This is a genomic window from Rhodococcus sp. 21391, from assembly GCF_016772255.1.
Classification (GTDB): domain Bacteria; phylum Actinomycetota; class Actinomycetes; order Mycobacteriales; family Mycobacteriaceae; genus Rhodococcus_F; species Rhodococcus_F opacus.
This window is the reverse complement of record NZ_CP063781.1, coordinates 633,813-651,977: the sequence shown is the minus strand read 5'-3', so window position 1 is coordinate 651,977 and position 18,165 is coordinate 633,813. Positions and strand designations below refer to the sequence as shown.

Here is an 18,165-nt window from a genome sequence, read left to right as displayed (position 1 = left end):
TTAGCTCGTGCCTATGTCCGCAGCGTCGCCCCGGACGAGTTTCTTGTCGCGCTCGGGGTTCGCGAAGACCAGGGCGCCGACGGCGCAGACGGCGGCGACGAGGCCGAGCGACTGGAACGCGGTGGCGTAACCCTCTGCGGGCGAGGCAGCCGCGTCGACGATCAGACCCGTCGCGTAGGGGGCGACGAGGCCGCCGATCGCCATGACGGCAAGGAAGACGCCCAGGGTGCCCGCGGTCTGACGGGGCGGGCAGATCTCCGAGATCGCCGCGTTGAGCAGCGGGAACACCGACGCGGCGAAGCCGTAGCCGACGGAGACGACGAGGACGGCGACAGCGGGTGCGGTGATGGACGGGAGTGCCAGCAGGATCGCTCCGCAGATCAGCACCCCGACTGCGGGGACGATGACGCGGACGACGCGGGACGTCGAGCCGCGTGCGAGCAGACGGTCGCCGATCACGGACGAGAGCAGCATCAGGATCAGCCCGGCGATGCTCGGGAACGCGAACATGGAGCCGGCCTGGAGGCGGCTGTATCCGAGGCCCACCTCGAAGTACGAGGGCAGCCACGTCAGAACCACGGCGACCAGCGCGTACACGCTCATGACGAGAAGCGCACCGCTGATGAACGTCCGGGTCCGGAAGATGCGACCCCACGGCACCGCCGGTTCGCCCGCGTCACCGGAGGCCGCGGAATCGGCGCCCTTGCCGCTGCGAATGTACGGGCCCTCGCTCCAGACGGTCAGCCACACGACACACCACAGGACCCCGATGACCGCCAGCGCGACCAGCGCGTAGCGCCACCCGAACGTGACGGTCACGAATGCGAGAGCAGGCGCGACGGCGATCTTGGCGATGGACGCGGCACCGGCGAGCAGGGCGCTCGGCAGTCCGCGTTTGGCGGGTGCGTGCCACGAGTACGCCGCCGTGTGGAGTAGAGCCGAACTCGGACCTTCGGCGAGCCCGAGCAGCAGGCGGCTGACCAGCAGCACCGCGAAAGACGCGACGACCACGAGCGGGAGTATCGCGACGGACCAGGCGATCGCGAGCAGCAGCAGCGCCCACCGCAGCGACATCCAGCGGTTCAGCGCGCCGGCGAAGAACCCGCCGACGGTGAAGGTCAGGAAGAAGAGGCTTCCCACCAGCCCGATCTGCGAGGCGCTCAGTCCCAGCTCGTGGGCGAGGGGTTGGGCGATGATGCCGAGGACGGCCTTGTCTGCGTAGTTGACGACGTAGAGCAGCACGAGGAGCCCGGTCAGGCCCCAAGCGCGGCTGCGGGACTCGGAACCGATGGCGACGGTCCGGTCGAGGATGGCAGTGGAGCGGGTCACGTGGTGATCCCTTCGGAAGGCGTGGTGGCGTGGGTCACAGTGTCACGGTTCATTGAACGTACCGGGGTGCCCGCGATCAATACGCACTCGGCGAAGGCACCGGCTACGTCTGCCTATGAGTCGGCGGATTCGAGGAGCCTGGTGTGCATTGGAGTGCGCTATCCGACCGATAGCCGAACGCCCCTAGCCGGGCCCCGGCGAATCGGGCATTCTCATCCCATGAGCCGCCTCGCCCGGACGTTCGATCCGACGAACAGTCCGAGGTTCGGAAGATGATCATCGGCAAGGGCGTACCAGGCAGTTACGCACTGTAATTCGAAGGAGAAAACCCGTGCAGCGTACGGTGTTCAACGAAGATCACGACGCGTTCCGGAAGACGATCCGCGACTTCATCGCCAAGGAAGTCGCACCCGTCCACCACGAGTGGGAGGGCGAAGGGCATCCCCCGCGCGACTTCTACCGTCGTCTCGGGGAGCTCGGGGTGCTCGGCATCCAGGTGCCGGAGGAGTTCGGCGGCGGCGGTGAGAAGAGTTTCAAGTTCGCCGCGGTGGTCGGTGAGGAGACGGCGGCCGCCGGGGTCACGTTCGGCAGCTATTCCGTCCACACCAACCTGATCCTGCCGTACCTGCTCGAGTACGCGAACGAGGAGCAGAAGCAGCGGTGGCTCCCCGGATTCGCGTCCGGCGACATCATGTTCGCCATCGCGATGACCGAGCCGGGCACCGGTTCGGACCTTGCGAACATCGCGACGTCGGCCAAGCTGTCCGAGGACGGGTCGCACTACGTCCTGAACGGCGCGAAGACGTTCATCACCGGTGGCGCGCTCGCCGACCGGATCCTCGTGGTGTGCCGCACCGCGCCCAGCACCCCCGAGGACCGCCGGGCGGGTCTGACCATCCTCGTCGTCGACACCACCTCCGAGGGTTTCGCGGTGGGTCGCAAGATCGAGAAGATCGGGCTGAAGGCCTCGGACACCGCCGAACTGTCGTTCACCGACGTGAAGGTGCCCGTGGCGGACCGCCTCGGCGACGAGGGGGCCGGTTTCAGCTACCTCACCCACAACCTCGCCCAGGAACGCCTCTCCATCGCGCTCGGCGGGTCGGCCACCGCGGCCGCCGCGCTGCAGCACGCGATCGCGTACGTCAAGGAGCGCAAGGTGTTCGGCAAACCCGTCGCGGCGTTCCAGAACACCAAGTTCGTGCTCGCCGAGTGCGCCACCGAGGTCGAGGCGATCCAGCTGATGGCCGACCGCGCGCTCGAACTGCACGATGCCGGCGAACTTACGGTCGCGGATGCCGCGAAGGCGAAGCTGTTCTGCACCGAGGCCGCGGGCCGGGTCATCGACAAGTGCCTGCAACTGCACGGCGGGTACGGGTACATCCTCGAGTACCCCATCGCGCGGCTGTACGCGGACACCCGCGTCTCCCGCATCTACGGCGGCACGAGCGAGGTCATGAAGACGATCATCGCGAAGGATCTCGGCCTCTGACCCCACACACCAACAGTATGGGCGTACTGTTTCGGGCGAGGAGGACAACATGTGGGATCCGAACAAGTACCTCGCCTTCGCGGACCATCGCGGGCGCCCGTTCTACGAGTTGCTGTCGCGAGTCGACGCGCGGTCCCCGCGCCGCGTCGTCGACCTCGGCTGCGGTCCGGGAAACCTGACCGTCAGCCTCGCCGAACGATGGCCGGACGCCGTCCTCGAGGCCTCCGACAGCTCACCCGAGATGGTCGAGGCCGCGCGTGAACGCGGCCTCGACGCCAGCAGGCAGGACGTGCGCGACTGGACGCCGGAGCCCGACACCGACGTCGTCGTCTCCAACGCCGCCCTGCAGTGGGTGCCGGAACACCGGGAACTGTTGCGTCGCTGGCCGACCCAACTGCCGTCGGGGGCGTGGATCGCGGTGCAGGTTCCCGGCAACTTCGACGCGCCGTCGCACACGATCGTCCGGGCCCTCGCCTCGAGCGACCGGTGGTCCCGGTTGCTGCCGGACGTGCCGTTCCGCGAGAGCAAGGTCGTCGACGATCCCACCGACTATGCCGGTCTACTCGCCGACGCCGGGTGTGCCCTCGACGCGTGGGAGACCACGTACGTGCAACAGCTGACCGGGGAAAACCCGGTTCTGGAGTGGATCACCGGCACCGCGCTCCGCCCGGTCAAGGACGCCCTCGCGGCGCCGGAGTGGGACCGCTTCCGCGAAGAGCTCGTCCCACTCCTCGACGAGGCGTACCCCCGGCGACCGGACGGCAGCACGTTCTTCCCGTTCCGGCGCATCTTCGTCGTCGCCCAGGTGCAGTGATCGACCAGGTGCAGTGATCGACCAGGTGCAGTGATCGACCAGGTGCAGTGGTCGACCGGCTCAGCCGTGATGTCTCCGGTACGCCGCGGCCGCGCCGGGATGCAGCGGAACCCCCGCGGTGACGATCAGCGACTGCCGGTCCAGGAACTGGCTGCCGGTCGCCTGATCCGGCACCAGTTCCGCCGCGTGGTCGATGAGCACCTCGACGATGGCGCCGGCGGCACTGTCGGACACGGCCGGGTCGGCGAGCAGCAGGTTCGCGAGACCGATCGTCGCGACCGACGTCTGCTGACCGTACGTGCCGGGCGGAATCAGCACCGGCTCGTAGCGCGGGCCGAACCGCTCCCGCAGCAACTCCAGTTCGGCGGACAGATCGAGTAGGCGCAGCGGGATCCCGAGATTCGCGAACGACGGGGTGGGCACTCCACCGGCCCACAGAACCGCGTCGACGGTGCCGTCACGCAGCGCCTGCCCCGCGTCGGTCATCGACAGGTGCAGACGCGTCACGTCTCCCGGACCCGCCAGACCCAGCACCTCGAGGATCCGTTCGCCCGTCAGTTCCGCGCCGGAGCCTGTGGCACCCAAGCTGATTCGGGCTCCTCTCAGCTGCGAGGTGTCCGCGATCCCGGAATCGGCGCGCACCGCGAGCTGCATGTAGTTCTCGTACACCTTGCCGATGGCGGTGAATCCGGCGCCGGCCTCAAGAGCCGATACGGCGGCGTCGGCGAGGCTCAGAGCCAGTTCCGCGTCTCCTGATGCCAGCGCCGCCAGATTGTCCATCGACCCCGCGGTGCGGACGGGGACGATGGTCACCGGCAGTGCGGCACGCTCCGCGGCCTGGGCCGTCAATTGGGCGAACTCCCAGAAGAATCCGCCCTCCTCACCGGCGGCGAGTCGCAGCGGATCGCGGCCGCTGTCCGAGCACGCGGCGAGCACCGAACCCGTGGCCGCGGTGGCTCCCACGGCGACGACGCCGCGCAGAAGTGCGCGTCGCGTGATCACGGCGCCACCGCCGGAAGGGTCAGCGTCACCCGGAGCCCGTGTGGCTGCTCCGCAGCGATCGTCAGCGCCCCACCGCCGCCTTCGACGAGCGCGGTCGCGATGGACAGCCCGAGCCCGGTGCCCTGCTGCGCCGCCCCGGACCCGCGGAAGAAGCGTGACGACAGTTTGCCGATCTCGTCCTCGCCGACCCCGACCCCGTCGTCGCTCACCCGGATCTCGATTCCCGCGGCGGACCGTCCCGTGTCGATCCGGACCGTCGAACCTCGACCGGCGTACGCGTGTGCGTTGCTGAGCAGGACGTCCAGGACCTGCGCCAGGTGACTGGATCGGAAATCGGCGACCAGCGGTTCGGCCGGTTCCCGGAGCACGAGGTCCATCGCCGATTCCCCGAGAGCCTCCGTCCAGGCGTCGGCACGGTCCGCGAGGACGGCACCGACGTCGCACCCTCCGTGCGCCGACTCGTCCTCGATGGCGTCGGATTCCGCAGGTGATTCGGCGACGGCGAGTGCCAGCAGTCCGTCGAGGATCCCGCCGAGCCGATCGACCTCCATCCCGGTCCGGCGGTAGGTCTCGGCCCCGGACTCCGAGACGTGCGGGCCGAGGGAATCCAACCGGATGTGCAGGGCCGCGAGGGGGTTTCGGAGCTGATGGGCGGTGTCGGCGATCAGCTGCCGCTGCGCCTGACCGGACGCCTGGACGGCACCCGACATGGTGTCGAACGCCTTCGCGAGTTCCTGAACCTCGGGCGGGCCGCTGTACCGGCCGGTCGGCCGCCCGGTGCTACGGCGCACCCGCGGACGCGGCGACGGGACCGCGTCGGTGAGGGCCCCGACCCTGGCGGTGAGCGCCCCGAGCGGACGAACGGTCCACCGGGACAGCGCGATCGCGACCGCGCTGACCGCCGCCAGCGCGACGAGCGCCCCCGCGACGATCACCAGCCACGACGTCCGGATGGATTCACGTGCGGCGCGGGTGGACACGTCCAGGACCACGGCACCGTCCACCTGCGCTCCGGTGCCGACGGGTACGGCCGACAGGACACGGTCCGCCGACCACGGGGTCAGCGAACCGCTGATCCCCTGCTTCTGGTTGCGCAGTCCCGCCGTGACCGCCGCGGCGACGTCGGAGTCGTCCGGCGACAGTCCGGCTCCCGCGCGGAGGTTGCCTCTCGCGTCGACGATGAGGACGCCCTCGCCGTACAACTCGTGGTAGCGGGCCACCTCCTCCCGCAGCAGCGTGGTACTCCCGGGCGCCTGGGTCTGTCCGGCGAGGCTGGCGAAATGCGTCGCGTCCGCCTCCCGGCTCAGCCGCAGAGCCTGGGTTCTCCCGGCGCTGGTGGCCAGCGCCAGCGGGACGGCGAAGGCCACCACCGCGACGGCCGCGAACACCAGCAGAACGGCGAGTACACGGCGGCGCACGTCAGGTGCCCCAGCGGTAGCCGTACCCGCGGATGGTCGAGATGAGCCCGGGCCGGCCCAGTTTCGCGCGCAGCCCGGTCATGTGCACGTCGAGAGTGCGTGAGATGGCCACGTACGCGTCGCCCCACACCGCATCCATCAGTTGCTGGCGGCTCACGGCCGCACCGGGACGAGTGACGAGCACCTCGAGAAGCTCGAACTCCTTGGCCGTCAACGCCACCGGAGCGCCGCCGACCTCCACCTCACGTGCCGCCAGATCGACCACCACGTCACCCTCGGTGACCGTCTGCTCGGCCGAGGCCGCGGTCGCGCGGCGACGCTGGGTCACGACGTCGAGCCGGGCCAGCAATTCCGCGAGCCGCGCCGGCTTGACGAGGTAATCGTCCGCACCGCCCCGAAGTCCCCGCACCACCGACCGTTCGTCGTCGCGGGCGGTGAGGATCACCACCGGAACGTCGCTGACGGCCCGCAGCTGCCGGAGCACCTGCAGGCCGTCCGCATCGGGGAGACCGAGGTCGAGGATCACCGCGTCCATACCGCGATGGCCGAGAAGGAGATCGGAGCCGCGTCGCATGCGCACCGCCTCGTGGCCGTGGGTGGCCAGTGCTTCCACGAGTGCGTCGCCGACTCCGTCGTCGTCCTCGACCACCGCGATCTGCACTTCTCTTCCCTTCGATCAGCTCCGCGAGTCGACCAGCTCGACGTCGTCGTCCGGGGTGTCCTCCCGGCTGGTCGCCCGGTCGAGCGGCGAACCGTCCGAAGTCTCACGCATGAAGAAGTAGACGACGAGCGAGATCGCGATACACCCGGTCACGTAGTAGAAGAATAGCGATTCGTGGCCGGCCCGCTTCAGGGCGAGGGCGACGGTCTCGACCGTTCCGCCGAAGATCGCCAGTGTGAGGGCGTACGGCAGCCCGACCCCGAGCGCGCGGACCTTGGTCGGGAACAGCTCGGTCTTCACGATCGCGTTCACCGACGTGTATCCGGTGACGACGATCAGTCCCAGCATCATCAGGCCGAACGCGACCAGGGGGTTCGTCGTCTTCCCGAGCACGGTCATCAGCGGCACGGTCAGGATGGTTCCGCCGATCCCGAAGAAGATGAGCAGCTTCCGGCGACCGATGCGGTCGGACAACGCGCCGCCGATCGGCTGCAACACGATGAACACCAGCAGGGCCGCGAAGTTGATCCACGCCACCGTGTCCTTGGAGATGCCGGACGTGTTGATCATGTATTTCTGCATGTACGTGGTGTACGTATAAAACGCCACGCAACCACCGAGCGTCAGTGCGCACACCAGCAGGCACTCGCGGGGGTACTGCAGCAGCATCCGGAGCGAACCTTCCTTCGGCCCACCGTCCGAGGTGTCTGCGTCACGCTTCGCCTCCACCTCGTCGGTGAACGCCTCCGACTCGTCCATCGTGCGACGGAGCCACATCACCGCGACGGCACCGGCGGCGCCGATCAGGAACGGAATCCGCCAGCCCCACGACTGCATGGCCTCCGCAGGCAGCGTCAGCTGCAGGATGATCTGCACACCCAGTGCGATCAGCTGCCCGGCCACGAGCGTGACGTACTGGAAGCTCGAGTAGAACCCGCGCCGACCCGGCGACGCGACCTCGGCCAGGTACGTGGCGCTGGTGGCGTACTCGCCGCCGACCGACAGTCCCTGCAGCATCCGGGCGATCACCAGGAGCACCGGTGCCACGAGCCCGATGCTCGCGTAGGACGGCGTGACGGCGATGACGAGCGAACCCGCCGCCATCACGGTCACCGACAGGGTGAGCGCCGATCGGCGTCCGTGCCGGTCGGCGTACCGTCCCATGATCCAGCCGCCGATCGGCCGCATCAGGAACCCGACCGCGAAAACGGCTGCCGTGGAAAGCAGCTGCGCGGTGGTGTCGCCCTCCGGGAAGAACTCCTTCGCGAAGTACACACTGAACGCCGCGTAGACGTACCAGTCGTACCATTCGATCAGGTTGCCGACCGAACCTTTCAAAACATTGCCGATGACTCGGCGCTCACCCGTCGATGTGGTGCTCACGCGGGACTCCTCTCGATGCCCTGGATCTCTGCGTTCACACCACAGTGGGTCACGTCACATCGATACGGAAGGGCCGCGGAGCCTTCCTAACACTCCCTTAGGGAAGAGCCCCCGTGAGTACTTGTCAACCTCGGGCGGTTAACAAGTACTCACGGCTGGGGTGTCCTCGCCGAGCAGCGGCGGCGCGCTGCGATAGCTCGCCGGGGTGGCGCTGAGCCGGATCGGATTCGCCACCTGCCGCACGGGCCGGTCCCTGCGGGGATCGTCGATCTCGACCACCGGATTCAGCCCGAGCCGCTCGGCGAGCGCCACCGCGTCGGCGATGTCATTGAGCGGACCGCACGGGACACCCTGCGCGGTCAGCTTCTCGAACCACTCGTCGGCCGAGCCCGCGGACAGCGCCGCGGTGATGTCCCGGACCAGTTGCTCGCGGTGCGCCACCCGTTGCGTGTTGGTCGCGTACCGCTCGTCGTCGGCGAGTTCGGGCACACCGAGAACCTCGACGAGAGAGGCGAACTGACGGTTGTTCCCCACCGCCAGCACCAGCGGACGGTCGCCGGTCCGGAAGACCTCGTACGGCGCGATGCTGGGGTGCCGGTTGCCCATCGCCTGCGGGACGACACCGGCGCCCACATACCCCGACGTCTGGTTCGCGAGGGCGGACAGCAGCGACGACAGCAGATTCACCTCGACCCGCTGCCCCTCCCCGGTGCGATCACGGTGACGCAGCGCCGCCAGGATCCCGACCGCGGCGTGCAGTCCGGTGATGATGTCGACGACGGCCACCCCGACCTTCGTCGGAACGCCGGGTTCGGGACCGGTGATGCTCATCAACCCGCCGACGGCCTGGATGAGCAGGTCGTATCCGGGCAGGTCGTTCTGGCCGCCGAACCCGGTCACCGAGCAGTAGACGACGTCGGGATTGATCTCCCGCACGGCGTCGTAGCCGAGCCCGAGCCGGTCCATCGTGCCGGGAAGGAAGTTCTCCACCACCACGTCGGCCCGGGCGGTCAGTTCCCGCGCCTGCTGCAGGTCGGCGGGGTCACGCAGATCCCAGGCGAAGGACCGCTTGTTGCGGTTGACGGACTGGAAGTAGGTGGATTCGTCGCCCACCCACGGCGGCCCCCACTGCCGGGTGTCGTCCCCGACGCCGGCGCGCTCGATCTTGACGACGTCGGCGCCGAGATCGGCGAGCAGCATCGTGGCGTACGGCCCGGCGAGCACCCGTCCGAAGTCGGCGATCAGCAGGCCGTCCAGGGACGCGCTCCCAGCCGACTCGAGCGACCTGCTCACCGGAACGCTGCCTCGCCCGTCAGCGCCTTGCCGATCACGAGCTGGTGCACCTCGGACGTTCCCTCGTAGGTGAGCACGGACTCGAGGTTGTTGGCGTGACGGATCACGGGGTATTCCAGCGTGATTCCGTTGGCGCCGAGGATGGTCCGGCACTCGCGGGCGATGGCGATGGCCTCGCGGACGTTGTTCAGCTTGCCCGTGCTGACCTGCTCGGGACGCGCCACGCCGCGATCCTTGAGACGTCCGAGGTGGTACGCGAGCAGGTGGCCCTTACCGACCTCGAGGGCCATGTCGGCGATCTTGACCTGCGTGATCTGGTAAGCGGCGAGCGACTTGTCGAAGACCTGACGGTCCTGCGCGTAGGAGATGGCCGATTCGAGGCAGTCGCGGGCGGCGCCCATCGCACCGAAGATGATGCCGAACCGTGCCTCGTTGAGGCAGCCCAGCGGACCGGACAGTCCCTTGGCCTCCGGCAGCATCGCGGATTCGGGCAGCCGGACGTCCTCGAGCACGAGTTCCGAGGTGACGGACGCCCGCAGCGACATCTTGTGCTTGATCTCGGGCGCCGAGAAACCGGGGGTGTCGGTGGGCACGACGAATCCGCGGATGCCGTCGTCGGTGCGTGCCCACACGACGGCGACGTCGGCGACGGATCCGTTGGTGATCCACATCTTGGTGCCGTTGAGGATCCAGTCGTCACCGTCCCGCTTGGCGCCCGTGCGCATGCCGGCGGGGTTGGAGCCGAAGTCGGGCTCGGTCAGTCCGAAGCAGCCGATCGCCGTGCCCGCGGCCATGCGGGGCAGCCATTCCTGCTTCTGGTCTTCGCTGCCGTAGTGGTGGATCGCGTACATGGCCAGCGAGCCCTGGACGGACACGAGGCTGCGGATTCCCGAGTCGACGGCCTCGAGTTCCAGGCAGGCCAGGCCGTAGGCGGTGGCGCTCATGCCGGCGCAGCCGTATCCCTCGAGGTGCATGCCGAGCACGCCGAGTTCGCCCAGCCCTTCCGCCAGTTCACGCACGGGCAGTGCCGCCGCTTCGAACCATTCGCCGATGTGCGGCCGGATCTTCTCGTCCGCGAATCGGCGCACGGTGTCGCGGATCGCGATCTCCTCGGTGTCGAGCAGCGAGTCGAGGGCGAACAGCTGGGACAGGGACTGCGGGTCGGACATTGTTCCTCCACGGGGCCGGTGGGGCTGATGTGCAAACGTTCGCGAGAACGATTGCACGAACGATTTCGTCACGTAGACTAAGGCGCGTTCCGGCGGCCGTCAACCACGACACCACCGGCCCCCGTCCCCGAGCGCGAGGATTGCCCGTGAACCAGCCGGACCGCCCGACACGCACCTCCGGGCGTCCGCCTACCCTCCGCGAGATCGCCGAACGCGCCGGCGTCCACGTGTCGACGGCGTCCCGGGTGCTCCGGCAGCCCGAACCCGCCGACGGCTGGTCCGAGGCCGCGCTGCGGGTGCGCGAGGTGGCGGTGGAACTCGGCTACCAGCCCAACCTGTGGGCCGCGAGCCTGCGGACCCGGAAGACCACCACCCTCGGCGTCGTCATGCCGCGACTCACCGACGGCGTGGTCGCGACCATGTTCCAGGGCATCGAGGAGACGGCAACGCAGGCCGGCTACTCCGTGCTGCTGTCGAGCCCACCCGATGACCTCGACGCCCAGCGCCGCGCCATCGAGTTCCTCGTCAGCAGGCAGGTGGACGGTCTGCTGCTCAGCAGCCTGCACAGTCCCGGCCGCGAATTCGTCGACTCGCTGTCGGTGGGGGCTTTGCCGATGCTGCAGCTCAACCGGCACGCCGACGTCGGTCTGCCGTTCGTGTCCGGCGACGACCACCGCGGCGGCTACCTCGCCGGACGCCATCTCCTCGACCGCGGGTTCACCGAGCTCGCCGTCATCACAGGGCCCGACCATGCGAGCACCTCCCGCGACCGCCTCACCGGATTCCGCGCCGCACTGGCCGAGAACGGCATCGAACTCCGCCCGGATCGCGTCGTCCGCTCCGACTTCGACGTGTCCGGCGGTGTCGCCGCGGCCACCGTTCTCCTCGAGTCGGATTCGCCTCCCGAGGCGATCTTCACCGTCAGCGACACCATCGCGATCGGCGTCCTCGGCGTCGCCCGGGACCTCGGACTGCGGATCCCCGACGACCTCGCACTCGTCGGGTACAACGACATTCCGGTGGTCGCCCAGCTGCCGGTGCCGCTGACGACCGTCCGGTCACCCGCGCGCCTGATCGGCGCGACGGGTGTGCGTCATCTCCTGTCGATCATCGCGGGCAACGACGTGGAATCGGTGAAACTCCCGGTCGAGCTGATCGAGCGGGCGTCGACCAGGAAGTAGTCAGAGCGTCGCCCGCAGTTCGCGTTTGAGAAGCTTCCCGCTCTGGTTGCGGGGCAGCTCGTCCACGAACACCACCTGCTTGGGCACCTTGAACGGCGCGATGCGCTCCTTGACGTGGGCGATCAACCCGTCCGGCGTCACACCGGCCGCGTTCTCCCGCAGCACCACCACCGCGGTGATCGCCTCGATCCACTTGTCGTCCGGCGTCCCGATGACGGCCACCTCGGCCACGTCCGGATGCGTGTAGACGGCGTCCTCGACCTCGCGCGACGCCACCAGGATGCCGCCGGTGTTGATGACGTCCTTGATGCGGTCGACGACGGTGATGTACCCCTCCGGGTCCCGCGTCACCAGATCGCCCGAGTGGAACCAGCCGTCGCGGAACGCCTCCGCGGTGGCATCGGGGTTGTCCCAGTACCCCAGGCACAGCTGGGGTGAACGGTAGAGCACCTCACCGGGCGTGCCGTCCGGAACGTCGTTGCCGTCCGGGTCCACCACCCGCGTTTCGACGAAGAACACGGCCTTGCCGCACGACGACGGCCGCTCCTCGTGCTCCTCGGGCTGCAGCACCGTGGCGAGCGGACCGATCTCGGACTGTCCGAAGCAGTTGTAGAACCCGAGGTCGGGGTAGCGTTCACGCAGCCTGTTCAGCACCGTCACCGGCATGATCGACGCGCCGTACTGCGCCTTCTTCAGCGACGACAGGTCGCGGGTCTCGAGATCCGGATGTCCGGCGAGCGGCACCCACACCGTCGGCGCCAGGAACAGCGAGCCGATGCGATCCGCCTCGATGCGGCGCAGGATCTCCGGGATGTCCGGGGTCTGCATCAGATTCACGGTGGCGCCCACCGACAGGTACGGCATCATGAAGACGTGCATGCCCGCCGAGTGGTACAGGGGCATGCAGATCAGCGGATTGTCGCCGTCGCTCAGCGCGAGGGCGATCACCGAGGACACGTACTCGTGCACGAGACCGCCGTGAGTCATCATGGCGCCCTTCGGCTTCGACGTCGTCCCGGACGTGTACAGCAACTGTGCCAGGTCGGTTGCCGCGACCGGCACCGCGAGCACGGGGACGCCGCCGGAGCCGCTGTGGGCGAGCAGCGAATCCTCGGCGTCGCGCAGGGGAACCACGTGTCGCAGTTCGAGGGCGCCGCGGACCGAGTCGAGCGTGCCCCTCAACGCCGGATCGACCAGCACGGCGGCGCTCCCGGACTGCGACACCAGATAGGTCAGCTCCTCGCCCTCGAGCGCATAGTTCACGGGCACGTGCACGAGACCCGCACGCGCGCAGGCCAGGAACCCGATCGTGTACGCGTCCGAGTTGGTGCCGTACGCGGCCACCCGCTCACCGGCCGACAGTCCGAGCGACTGCAGGTAGGCGGCCGCTCGGCTGACCGCGTCGTCGAGTTCACGGTACGTCCAGGTGCGGTCCTCGAACGTCAGTGCCCTGCGGTCGGGGAACTTGGCGGCCGAGCGCCGCAGCACTCCGTCGACGGTATCGGTACGCGCATCCAGACTCATGCACGAAGGTTATAGGACGTCCAAGTACCTTGCCGGAGGTTTCGGCTACCGCCCTGCAGGCACCAACATCGGCTCGTGCATGTCGTAGTACGACACGTCGCCCATCAACCGCCCCTCTTCCTCGAACAACGACCGCAGGTCGTCCGGGATCTCGACCTTCTCGTGCTCGCGGGCTTCCGATTCCGAGGTGAAGTACACCGCCTCGACATACCCGCCGTCGCCGTACGTGCACAACGTTCCGCCGAGGATCTCCGGGCGCAGCTGATGAACCTGGGGTTCGGCCTGTTCCAGCAGCTCCCGCATCCGACTCGCGTCGGAGGTGTGCCCCTCCATGACCTGAACGAATGTCGCGTCGTCCGAGCCACCACCCATCCACTCCATCACGTCCGGGCAGTCCATGAACGACACGGCACCCTCGAAGCACCTCTCGGTCTCTGCCCACCACGCGCCCTGCTCGGGACGCTCGCTGTTACGCCGGGCGGCTTCGGCCGATTCGAACCGCGCGAGTGCGATGAACGTTCCGTCGTCGCACAATCCCTGGGTGCAGCCCAGGAAGCCCGTCGCTCCCGGTCGCACGTCCTCCGTCCAGCGGTCCATGCACCGGCGCAGGCCGGCCTCGTCGGACACCTTTCCTTGAATAACCTGGATGAACATCGATAGTCACCTCCCGCGGGACGGTCGCCCCGCAGTGAGAACGATCTCGGTGACCGACCCGTCGCGGTCCACCGTCAGCGGGCACCGACGGCCCGCGGCCGCAGCCACTGCACGGTCAATACTTCGCCGGTTCGCTGGACCGCGCAATGCAGACAGTGCGCGCTATTTTCCCTGCCACCGCGGTGTGCGCTTGTCGACGAACGCCTGCATGCCCTCCTGGGCGTCGCATGTGATCGCGTTGGTGGCCATCGTCTCCGCCATCGCCGCGTAGGCCTCGCCTTGAGGGAGCTCGATCTGCCGGTAGAACGCCTGCTTGCCGATTTTCACCGTGAGCGGGCTGGCCTTCGTGATCTTCGCGGCGAGAGCCCGGGTCTGCGCGTCGAGTTCCTCGGGTGCCACGACCAGGTTCACCAGCCCCCAGTCGGCGGCGGTCTCCGCCCCGATCGTCTCACCGGTGAGCAGCATCTGCAGGGCGCGCTTACGTCCGATCGCGCGGCTGAGGGCCACCATCGGGGTGGAGCAGAACAGACCGATCTTCACCCCCGGCGTCCCGAACACGGCGTTCGACGACGCGACGACCAGGTCGCACGACGCCGCGAGCTGACAGCCCGCCGCGACGGCCGCGCCCTGGACGGACGCGATGACCGGTTGGGGAATGTCCTGCACGGTCTGCATCATCTCGACGCAGGTGTCGAAGATGGCCTGCTCGTCCTCGAGTGTGCGGCCGATCATCTCCTTCAGGTCGTGGCCTGCGGAGAACACCGGTCCTGCAGCCCTGATGACGACGACGCGGGTGGTGTCGTCGTCGCCCAGCTTCCGGAGCGCCGCGGTGACGTCCCGCATGGCCTCGGACGACAGCGGATTGCGCTGCTCGGGGCGGTTCAGGGTGAGGAACGCGACGCCGGTGTCCGGCTCGGCAGTGGTCTCGACGAAGTTCTGGGTCATGACTACTGCCTACCACCCGTGAGTACTTGTCAACCGCCCGCGGTTAACAAGTACTCACGGGTGGAGCAATGCGGGCCCGCACCTCGCCGAAGCCGATGCGGGTGCCGTTCGGGCCCGGTGCGGTGGCGGAGATGGCGATCTCGTCGCCGTCCTCGAGGAACGTGCGCTTCTCGTCCCCCACGACGACGGGTTCCTGTCCACCCCAGGTCAGTTCGATGAACGCACCGCGCTGATCCTTCTCGGGTCCGGAGATGGTGCCCGACGCGAACAGGTCGCCCGTGCTGGCGGCGGCGCCGTTGACGGTGGTGTGGGCGAGCATCTGCGCCGGCGACCAGTACATCTGCGCGTACGGCGGACGCGACACGACGTGTCCGTTCCATTCGACGGCCAGGTCGATGTCCAGGCCCCACTTCTCCTCGCCACGCAGGTACGGCAGCGGCTGCGGATCCTGTGTCGGGGTGTCGATGCGGGCCGCCTCGAGCGCGTCGAGGGGAACCACCCACGGCGAGATGGACGTCGCGAAGCTCTTCCCGAGGAACGGGCCGAGCGGCACGTACTCCCAGGCCTGGATGTCGCGGGCTGACCAGTCGTTCACGACGACCGCACCGAACACGTGCTCCGCGAACTGATCCGGGGTGATCGTCTCCCCCAGCTTCGTCGGGACGCCGACGAGGAATCCCATCTCGGCCTCGATGTCGAGGCGGCGGGACGGCCCGAAGTCGGGGGCGTCCTGAGCCGGGGTCTTGCGCTGGCCGCAGGGCCGGATGACGTCGATGCCCGACACGATGACGGTGCTCGACCGCCCGTGGTACCCGACCGGCAGGTGCTTCCAGTTGGGCATCAGCGGCTCGGAGTCGGGGCGGAACAGTCGCCCGAGGTTGGTGGCGTGATTCTCGGAGGCGTAGAAGTCGACGTAGTCGGCGACGGCCACCGGCAGGTGCAGGGTCACGTCGGAAACCGCGAACACCGCGGTGTCGGCGACGTCGCCCTGCACGAGTTCGGTGATCTGCCTGCGGACCTCGGTCCAGCGGGCCCGGCCCTGCGCCATGAAGGCATTGAGGGTGGGCTGCGCGAAGACGTCGTCACCCAGGGCGGAGGCGAGATCCACGACGGAATCTCCCACCCGCACTCCGACCCGTGGGGCCGAGTCGGCGGTCGAGAACACGCCGTACGGCAGGTTCTCGATCCCGAAGAGGGAATCGGCGGGGATGTCGAGGACGGTCATGCGTGGGCTCCTTGATCTGCGGAGGCGAGGGCGGAAGACGGCACGAGGTGCAGTGCGACGAGATCCTCGAGGGGTTCGAGGATGCTGCACGTGCCGAAGGATCGGAAGGCGGTGCGAACGGCGCCGACGACGTCGGCCGGGAGGTCGCGCAGTTCGCGGGCGAGCAGTGCGCCGTCGCGTTCGGCGAGGGTGGCGGCCACCTCGTCGACACCGGCGCCGCCGAGTGCGTGCCGGGTGGCGAGCAGCACGTTGAGGAAACCGTGCTGTTCGAATCCCGTGTGCGGATCGGTGTTGCGAACGGCGTGGTGCAGCCCGGCCGTGGCCTTGAACGGAACGCCCGACGCGATGACGGTGGCGAGAGCGGATGCGAGTTCGTCCTCGTCCGGGTAGGCCTCGGCGACCACGCCTCCCGTGCGGAACTTGGCGGCGAACGGGCTACCGGTCAGCGCGGCGAGGAAATCGGCGCGACGCTCGCCGCGCGGAACCTCCACGAACACGTCGAGTCCGGCGGTCAGCGTCTCGACGGCGTCCATCGCGGCGAAGAACTCCGCGGCCGCCTGCTCGGCCGGCACCGCGATCTCGAGTGCCACCGCGGTGGCGCCGTCGATCTGCGACAGGCGGTCCAGTGCGGATTCGAGCGTGGCCGGGCCATCGGGCAGTGTCAGGCTCAGATCGAGCGGACCGGGTGTCAGTTCGTCGAGTCGGGCGACCGGAAAGACGAAGGGGCCGACCAGATCCGCGTACGGCGCCGACAAATGCCCGGCGTGCGCGGGCACGGCGTCGGGCAGGGGTGCGTTACCGGGTGGGAAGAGGGCGGCGTCGTCGCAGAGGCCGGCGAAGAGGGCGGAGATCACTGCTTGGGCCCCCGTCCTGCCCACGTCCACGCGTAGCCCGAGTCCTCGCAGGCCACTGCACCCTCGCCGAGTTCGAGCGGGCGAAACGTGTCGACCATGACGGCGAGTTCGTCGAAGAACTCGGCCCCGATGCTGCGTTCGTAAGCGCCCGGCTGCGGACCGTGCGCATGCCCGCCGGGGTGAATCGAGATCGAACCCTGGCCGATGCCGGAACCCTTGCGCGCCTCGTAGTCTCCGCCGACGTAGAACATGATCTCGTCGGAGTCGACGTTCGAGTGGTAGTACGGCACCGGAATCGACAGCGGGTGGTAGTCGACCTTGCGGGGCACGAAGTTGCAGATGACGAAGTTGTTGCCCTCGAACGCCTGATGCGCCGGCGGCGGCTGGTGCACGCGACCGGTGATGGGCTCGTAGTCGGAGATGTTGAACGTGTAGGGGTAGAGGCACCCGTCCCAGCCCACGACGTCGAAGGGATGCTGCGGGTACACCATTCGCGTGCCGACGATCCCGTGCGACGTGCGGTGCTTGACGAGCACCTCCACGTCGGCGCCCTCGACCTGCAACGTGTCGGACGGCCCGTGCAGGTCGCGCTCGCAGTAGGGTGCGTTCTCGAGCAACTGGCCGAACCGGGACAGGTAACGCTTCGGCGGCACGATGTGACTGTTGGCCTCCATCGCGTAGGCGCGCAACGGTTCCGGGCCCTGCGGGATCCAGCGGTGGGTGGTCGACATCGGAATGAGAACGTAATCGCCCTGCTTCGCCTCGAGCGCGCCGAACACGGTTTCGACGGTGGCGGCGCCGGATTCGACGTAGACCATCTCGTCGCCGATCGCGTTGCGGTACAGCGGCGACTCCTTGCCGGCAACCACGTAGGAGATGCGGACGTCCGCGTTGCCGAGGATCAACCGGCGTCCGGTGACCACATCGGTGTCGGCCCAGACCGTCTCCGGGAACAGGTCGTGCAACTTCAGGTGACGCGGCTTGAGCGGATGATTGGGAGTCGTGCTCTGGTCGGGCAGCTCCCACACGGTGGCATCGACGATCGCCGACGGGATGTGGCGGTGGTAGAGCAGTGAGGAATCCGAGGAGAAGCCCTCTTCTCCCATCAATTCCTCGAAGTAGAGCTGACCGCTGTCGTCACGGTGCTGGGTGTGCCGCTTGGGCGGGATGTTGCCCACGTGCCGATAGAACGCCATGACCGGCCTCCCTAGAAGTGCGTGTTCC

16 protein-coding genes are annotated in these 18,165 nt (G+C 68.5%); 3 read left to right on the top strand and 13 right to left on the bottom strand.

The features are described 5' to 3' along the window. Positions 1-1,329, bottom strand: coding sequence for an MFS transporter (locus GO592_RS03035; protein WP_007296512.1), 1,329 nt, complete (start codon positions 1,327-1,329; stop codon positions 1-3). Between the two features lie 331 nt (positions 1,330-1,660). On the opposite strand from GO592_RS03035, the gene GO592_RS03030 reads away from it, so the two are divergent. Both GO592_RS03030 and GO592_RS03025 read left to right on the top strand, forming a co-directional pair. Continuing rightward, positions 1,661-2,818 (top strand): acyl-CoA dehydrogenase family protein, encoded by a 1,158-nt coding sequence (locus GO592_RS03030; RefSeq protein WP_007296513.1) that lies wholly within the window; start codon positions 1,661-1,663, stop codon positions 2,816-2,818. Positions 2,819-2,867: 49 nt separating this feature from the next. Next, positions 2,868-3,632, top strand: coding sequence for a trans-aconitate 2-methyltransferase (locus GO592_RS03025; protein WP_007296514.1), 765 nt, complete (start codon positions 2,868-2,870; stop codon positions 3,630-3,632). A 60-nt stretch (positions 3,633-3,692) separates the two neighbouring features. Here the strand turns inward: GO592_RS03025 and GO592_RS03020 are convergent, their stop codons facing one another. The 6 genes from GO592_RS03020 to GO592_RS02995 all read right to left on the bottom strand — a co-directional run bounded on the left by GO592_RS03020 (position 3,693) and on the right by GO592_RS02995 (position 10,558). Continuing rightward, positions 3,693-4,634 carry a TAXI family TRAP transporter solute-binding subunit gene (locus tag GO592_RS03020; RefSeq protein WP_007296515.1) on the bottom strand — a complete coding sequence of 314 codons (942 nt, stop codon included), beginning with the start codon at positions 4,632-4,634 and terminating at the stop codon, positions 3,693-3,695. Beyond that, complete coding sequence (locus GO592_RS03015; RefSeq protein ID WP_007296516.1) at positions 4,631-6,052, bottom strand: sensor histidine kinase; 1,422 nt, start codon at positions 6,050-6,052, stop codon at positions 4,631-4,633. The genes GO592_RS03020 and GO592_RS03015 overlap by 4 nt, the downstream gene beginning before the upstream one ends. Before the next feature lies 1 nt (position 6,053). Beyond that, complete coding sequence (locus GO592_RS03010; RefSeq protein WP_005261382.1) at positions 6,054-6,713, bottom strand: response regulator transcription factor; 660 nt, start codon at positions 6,711-6,713, stop codon at positions 6,054-6,056. A gap of 15 nt (positions 6,714-6,728) precedes the next feature. Then, positions 6,729-8,096 carry an MFS transporter gene (locus tag GO592_RS03005; protein WP_007296517.1) on the bottom strand — a complete coding sequence of 456 codons (1,368 nt, stop codon included), beginning with the start codon at positions 8,094-8,096 and terminating at the stop codon, positions 6,729-6,731. 138 nt (positions 8,097-8,234) lie between these two features. Continuing rightward, a complete protein-coding gene (locus tag GO592_RS03000; RefSeq protein ID WP_007296518.1) occupies positions 8,235-9,389 on the bottom strand; it encodes a CaiB/BaiF CoA transferase family protein in 1,155 nt (384 codons plus the stop codon). After that, positions 9,386-10,558 carry an acyl-CoA dehydrogenase family protein gene (locus GO592_RS02995; RefSeq protein ID WP_005261379.1) on the bottom strand — a complete coding sequence of 391 codons (1,173 nt, stop codon included), beginning with the start codon at positions 10,556-10,558 and terminating at the stop codon, positions 9,386-9,388. The genes GO592_RS03000 and GO592_RS02995 overlap by 4 nt, the downstream gene beginning before the upstream one ends. 146 nt (positions 10,559-10,704) lie before the next feature. Here GO592_RS02995 and GO592_RS02990 point away from each other — a divergent pair, with 146 nt between their 5' ends. After that, positions 10,705-11,739 (top strand): LacI family DNA-binding transcriptional regulator, encoded by a 1,035-nt coding sequence (locus tag GO592_RS02990; protein WP_007296519.1) that lies wholly within the window; start codon positions 10,705-10,707, stop codon positions 11,737-11,739. On the opposite strand, the gene GO592_RS02985 is transcribed toward GO592_RS02990, so the two are convergent. The 6 genes from GO592_RS02985 to GO592_RS02960 form a co-directional block, all read right to left on the bottom strand. Beyond that, positions 11,740-13,263: an acyl-CoA synthetase gene (locus GO592_RS02985; RefSeq protein WP_007296520.1), complete on the bottom strand. Its 1,524-nt coding sequence runs from the start codon at positions 13,261-13,263 to the stop codon at positions 11,740-11,742. Positions 13,264-13,308: 45 nt separating this feature from the next. Beyond that, complete coding sequence (locus GO592_RS02980; RefSeq protein WP_007296521.1) at positions 13,309-13,917, bottom strand: hypothetical protein; 609 nt, start codon at positions 13,915-13,917, stop codon at positions 13,309-13,311. Between the two features lie 162 nt (positions 13,918-14,079). Then, on the bottom strand, positions 14,080-14,862 hold the full coding sequence (locus tag GO592_RS02975; RefSeq protein ID WP_007296522.1) for an enoyl-CoA hydratase: 783 nt from the start codon (positions 14,860-14,862) through the stop codon (positions 14,080-14,082). Between the two features lie 43 nt (positions 14,863-14,905). Further along, positions 14,906-16,087, bottom strand: a complete 1,182-nt coding sequence (fahA, locus tag GO592_RS02970) for a fumarylacetoacetase (protein ID WP_007296523.1) — start codon at positions 16,085-16,087, stop codon at positions 14,906-14,908. Next, complete coding sequence (locus GO592_RS02965; RefSeq protein ID WP_007296524.1) at positions 16,084-16,941, bottom strand: hypothetical protein; 858 nt, start codon at positions 16,939-16,941, stop codon at positions 16,084-16,086. Before GO592_RS02965 ends, fahA begins: the two co-directional genes overlap by 4 nt. Beyond that, positions 16,938-18,137 carry a homogentisate 1,2-dioxygenase gene (locus GO592_RS02960; RefSeq protein ID WP_007296525.1) on the bottom strand — a complete coding sequence of 400 codons (1,200 nt, stop codon included), beginning with the start codon at positions 18,135-18,137 and terminating at the stop codon, positions 16,938-16,940. The genes GO592_RS02965 and GO592_RS02960 overlap by 4 nt, the downstream gene beginning before the upstream one ends. Between the last annotated feature and the right edge of the window lie 28 nt (positions 18,138-18,165).

Coding starts and splice junctions, on each gene's coding strand:
- GO592_RS03025 (WP_007296514.1), top strand. CDS start 2,868: ATGTGGGATCCGAACAAGTACCTCGCCTTCGCGGACCATCGCGGGCGC.
- GO592_RS02995 (WP_005261379.1), bottom strand. CDS start 10,558: ATGTCCGACCCGCAGTCCCTGTCCCAGCTGTTCGCCCTCGACTCGCTG.
- GO592_RS02985 (WP_007296520.1), bottom strand. CDS start 13,263: ATGAGTCTGGATGCGCGTACCGATACCGTCGACGGAGTGCTGCGGCGC.
- GO592_RS02980 (WP_007296521.1), bottom strand. CDS start 13,917: ATGTTCATCCAGGTTATTCAAGGAAAGGTGTCCGACGAGGCCGGCCTG.
- GO592_RS02975 (WP_007296522.1), bottom strand. CDS start 14,862: ATGACCCAGAACTTCGTCGAGACCACTGCCGAGCCGGACACCGGCGTC.
- fahA (WP_007296523.1), bottom strand. CDS start 16,087: ATGACCGTCCTCGACATCCCCGCCGATTCCCTCTTCGGGATCGAGAAC.
- GO592_RS02960 (WP_007296525.1), bottom strand. CDS start 18,137: ATGGCGTTCTATCGGCACGTGGGCAACATCCCGCCCAAGCGGCACACC.